The 3,750-nt window shown below is 58.9% G+C and carries 5 protein-coding genes; all 5 read right to left on the bottom strand.

What is annotated here, in order from left to right; all coding sequences use genetic code 11:
* Window positions 1-898, bottom strand: an 898-nt coding sequence (rfaE1, locus tag HHJ19_RS14660) for a D-glycero-beta-D-manno-heptose-7-phosphate kinase (protein WP_296908613.1), incomplete at its 3' end; no start/stop codon positions are given.
* 4 nt (window positions 899-902) lie between these two features.
* Window positions 903-2,048 carry a lipopolysaccharide assembly protein LapB gene (gene lapB, locus HHJ19_RS14665; RefSeq protein WP_296908614.1) on the bottom strand — a complete coding sequence of 382 codons (1,146 nt, stop codon included), beginning with the start codon at window positions 2,046-2,048 and terminating at the stop codon, window positions 903-905.
* Window positions 2,038-2,322, bottom strand: coding sequence for a lipopolysaccharide assembly LapA domain-containing protein (locus tag HHJ19_RS14670; protein ID WP_296908615.1), 285 nt, complete (start codon window positions 2,320-2,322; stop codon window positions 2,038-2,040). Before HHJ19_RS14670 ends, lapB begins: the two co-directional genes overlap by 11 nt.
* A gap of 60 nt (window positions 2,323-2,382) precedes the next feature.
* Window positions 2,383-2,697: an integration host factor subunit beta gene (locus HHJ19_RS14675; RefSeq protein ID WP_296908616.1), complete on the bottom strand. Its 315-nt coding sequence runs from the start codon at window positions 2,695-2,697 to the stop codon at window positions 2,383-2,385.
* Between the two features lie 73 nt (window positions 2,698-2,770).
* The coding region (locus HHJ19_RS14680; protein WP_296908617.1) for a S1 RNA-binding domain-containing protein at window positions 2,771-3,750 on the bottom strand (980 nt) is incomplete at its 5' end.

Genomic DNA, 3,750 nt, shown 5'->3' on the forward strand with positions numbered 1-3,750 from the left:
CGAACTTGCCGACCACAAGACCGCCGGCCCGGTTGGCGATGGGCACCGCGTCTCGCAGGCTCATGCCGGCAGCGCTCAGAGCGGCGAGTGTGGCAATCACGGTGTCACCAGCGCCAGTGACGTCAAATACCTCTCTGGCCACTGCGGGCACATGCAGTTGGCCTTGGGCGTCGAATAGCGTCATGCCTTGTTCGCTGCGGGTGACCAGTACGGCTTGCAGGTTCAGCCCGGCGCGCAAGTTTTCAGTTTTGGTGCGCAACTCCGTCTCATCGCTCCAGGGGCCAATCACGTGTTCCAGTTCCGCGCGGTTTGGGGTGATAACGCTCGCGTTTTTGTAGCGGGCGTAGTCCGAGCCTTTGGGGTCGACCAGCACCACCTTGCCGGAGGCGCGAGCCTGCGCAATCATCGCGACGATATGCGCCAGACCGCCCTTTCCGTAATCGGAGAACAATATTACGTCGTGCTGCGGATACAGCCCTTCAAAGGCAGCGGACTGCGATGCCAGCACTTCGTTTTCGGGTGTGTTTTCAAAGTCCAGGCGAAGCAGCTGTTGCTGGCGCCCGATCACACGCAGTTTGACGGTGGTTTTGAGCCTGGCGTCGCGGCCGAAGTAGGGCCTGATGCCAGTTTTGGCAACCAGGGCTTCCAGTTGGTGGCTGGCTTCGTCTTCGCCGACTACGGTTAACAGTGAAGCCTGCGCACCCAGCGTCACGATGTTGTAGGCGACGTTGGCGGCCGCGCCAATGCGCTCCTCGGTGCGTGTCACGCGTACGACGGGCACCGGTGCCTCGGGTGAAATGCGGTCTACCGCGCCGTACCAGTAGCGGTCCAGCATGGCGTCCCCAACGACCAGAACACGGGCGGCGGACAGGTTTTCTGCGGTCAGGTGCGTTGTCATGGTACTAAAGCTCTTCGATACGGCGCGCGGGGTAGCTGTCCCAAGCCTGGCAGCCGGGGCAGTGCCAGAAGTGTTGGGTGGCCTCGAAGCCGCAGGCGGCACAGCGGTAGCGCATCAGTGGTTTGGTGGCCTGATCCAGCGCGCGTTGCACCAGTGCGTGGTGATGTTCATCCTCGAGCTTTTCGCCGGCAAACCATTTGCTGGCAACCACCAGGGAGGCTTCGCGTTCCAGATGTTTCGCATACCATCGTCGGGATGCGACCGGGTCTTCTTCAAGCTTGACAATCGCCTCAATCACGTCGATTGAAGGCGTTTGCTCATAACTAGTCGTCAAAAGCTCCAGCATGCCTTGCTGCTGGCCACTGTCTTGCGCGATGCTGGCCATCATCCCCGCCGCTAAAGGCAGTGCCTGCGGTACGGTTTTTTCAAGCTCGAGCAAGGTGCGCAAAGCATCTTGGGGCTGGCCCAACTGGTTTTGCAGCTTGGCCAGATCAATCAGGGGACGGGCTGAAGCGGGTGCCATCGCAACCGCCTCCATCAAAGTGCTCACCGCCTTGCCGCTATCGCCAGCAGCGGCAGAAGCGATGGCTTGCTCGCACAAATAGTGAGCTCGCCGGGTGCTGAAGCTGCCTAGACTGGATTTGCCCAAGCGGGCTGCAATCTCCGTGGCCTTGGTCCAGTCGCGCGAACGTTCATAAATGGACAGCAGGGCAAGCCGCGCCTCTTCTTCAAATGGCGTACCCTCGAGTTTGCGCAGGGCCGCCTCGGCGCGGTCCAGCAGGCCAGCTTTCAGGAAGTCAAGCGCCAATGCATGCTGGGCGCGGTCGCGCTCAGGCTGGGTCAAATCACCGCGCGACATCAGGTGTTCGTGCACCCGCACGGCGCGCTCGTATTCCCCGCGCCGACGAAACAGGTTGCCCAACGCAAAGTGCAATTCGGAAGTATCAGGGTCGTTTTGGACGGCCTCAATAAACGCATCAATAGCCTGGTCCTGCTGCTCGTTCAGCAGAAAGTTCAGGCCCTTGAAATAAGCTTTGGGTGCTTGCCGATTTTCAATACGCAGTTGCCGGAGATCCAGACGCGAGGCCAGCCAGCCCAAGGTGAAGGCGACAGGAAACCCCAACAGGACCCAGGTGAAATCAAATTCCATGGTGAAGCGTAGCGGGATTTTCGTCAGTTCCATGTGTGGAAGCAGCAAAGGGGTGGCGTGAAGCGGATTTGCGCTTTTTCCACCAGCGCGGCATCATCACAAATACGCCCAGCGCAAGTCCGCAGGCGAAGGTGGCTAGAACCACCAGCACCAGCGGCGCCTGCCACAGGGTGCCAAAAAAGAAATGCACCGCAACCGTTTGCTGGTTATTCAGTGCAAAAGCAAAAAGCGTAAAAAAAATGGCTGCCTTAAGCAGCCACATCAAGTATTTCACTGGCAACCCCCCTAGTGGTCTGGCGATTGTAGCCAGCCATCAGGAGAAAACCAGCAGACCTTAGCCAGAATTCGGAAGTGTCAGCAATTCTTCGGTTCGGGCATCGACAGCTTCCCGCAACGCCTTTCCCGGTTTGAAATGCGGCACCCGCTTTTCAGGAATGGCCACACTTTCTCCCGACCTGGGATTCCGTCCCATGCGAGGCGGACGACGATTGATGGAAAAACTGCCAAAGCCCCGGATTTCGATCCGGTTCCCGCGTACCAATGCGTCGCTCATGGAATCAAGAAGCGTCTTGACGGCAAACTCGGCATCGCGGTGCGTGAGTTGGCCGAATCGGGCTGCCAGTTCTTCTACGAGATCGCTTCGGGTCATGCAGGAATATCCGGTTGGGAACAGAAACCCATGAGCGGCATAGCCGCATCATGGGGTCTGTCCCGCAAAGACTTTATTTCTCGTTGCTGTCCAGCTTTGCGCGCAGCAGGGCACCCAGGCTGGTCAGGCCGGCGCTTTCGCGCGAGGACTGCTGGCTCAAGGAAGCCATAGCTTCCTGCTGGTCAGCGTTGTCCTTGGCCTTGACTGACAGCTGGATGTTGCGGGTCTTGCGGTCCACGTTCACCACGACAGCCGACACTTCGTCGCCTTCTTTCAGCACGTTGCGCGCATCTTCCACGCGGTCACGACTGATTTCGCTGGCACGCAGATAGCCAATGATGTCTTCGCCGAGGTCGATTTCAGCACCCTTGGCGTCAACCGTCTTGACCTTGCCGGTCACGATCGCGCCCTTGTCGTTGATCGACACGAACGTGGTGAACGGGTCGGAATCAAGCTGTTTGATACCGAGGGAGATACGCTCGCGGTCCACATCGACAGCCAGCACGATCGCTTCGACTTCCTGGCCCTTTTTGTAGTTGCGAACTGCGGCTTCGCCGGGCTCGTTCCACGAGAGGTCAGACAAATGCACCAAACCGTCGATACCGGCAGCCAGACCCACGAAGACGCCGAAGTCGGTAATCGACTTGATCGGGCCCTTGACACGGTCACCACGCTTGGTTTCCACGGCGAATTCCTGCCATGGGTTGGCCTTGCACTGCTTCATGCCCAGACTAATGCGGCGCTTGTCTTCGTCGATCTCCAGGACCATGACTTCGACTTCGTCGCCCAGGGCGACAAGCTTGCTTGGTGCCACGTTCTTGTTGGTCCAATCCATCTCGGACACGTGAACCAAACCTTCGATGCCTGGCTCGAGTTCCACGAACGCGCCGTAGTCGGCAATGTTGGTGATCTTTCCGAACAGGCGGGTGCTTTGCGGATAGCGGCGGTTCACGCCCATCCATGGGTCGTCGCCCATCTGCTTCAGACCCAGGGACACGCGGTTTTTCTCGGTGTCGAACTTCAGGATCTTGGCGATAATTTCCTGGCCAGCCG

It is taken from the genome of Polaromonas sp., from assembly GCF_012927415.1.
Lineage (GTDB): Bacteria > Pseudomonadota > Gammaproteobacteria > Burkholderiales > Burkholderiaceae_C > Polaromonas.

What these genes read in the sequence shown, in the direction of transcription:
- HHJ19_RS14675 (WP_296908616.1), bottom strand. Translation starts at nt 2,697, where the DNA reads ATGACCCGAAGCGATCTCGTAGAAGAACTGGCAGCCCGATTCGGCCAA.
- lapB (WP_296908614.1), bottom strand. Translation starts at nt 2,048, where the DNA reads ATGGAATTTGATTTCACCTGGGTCCTGTTGGGGTTTCCTGTCGCCTTC.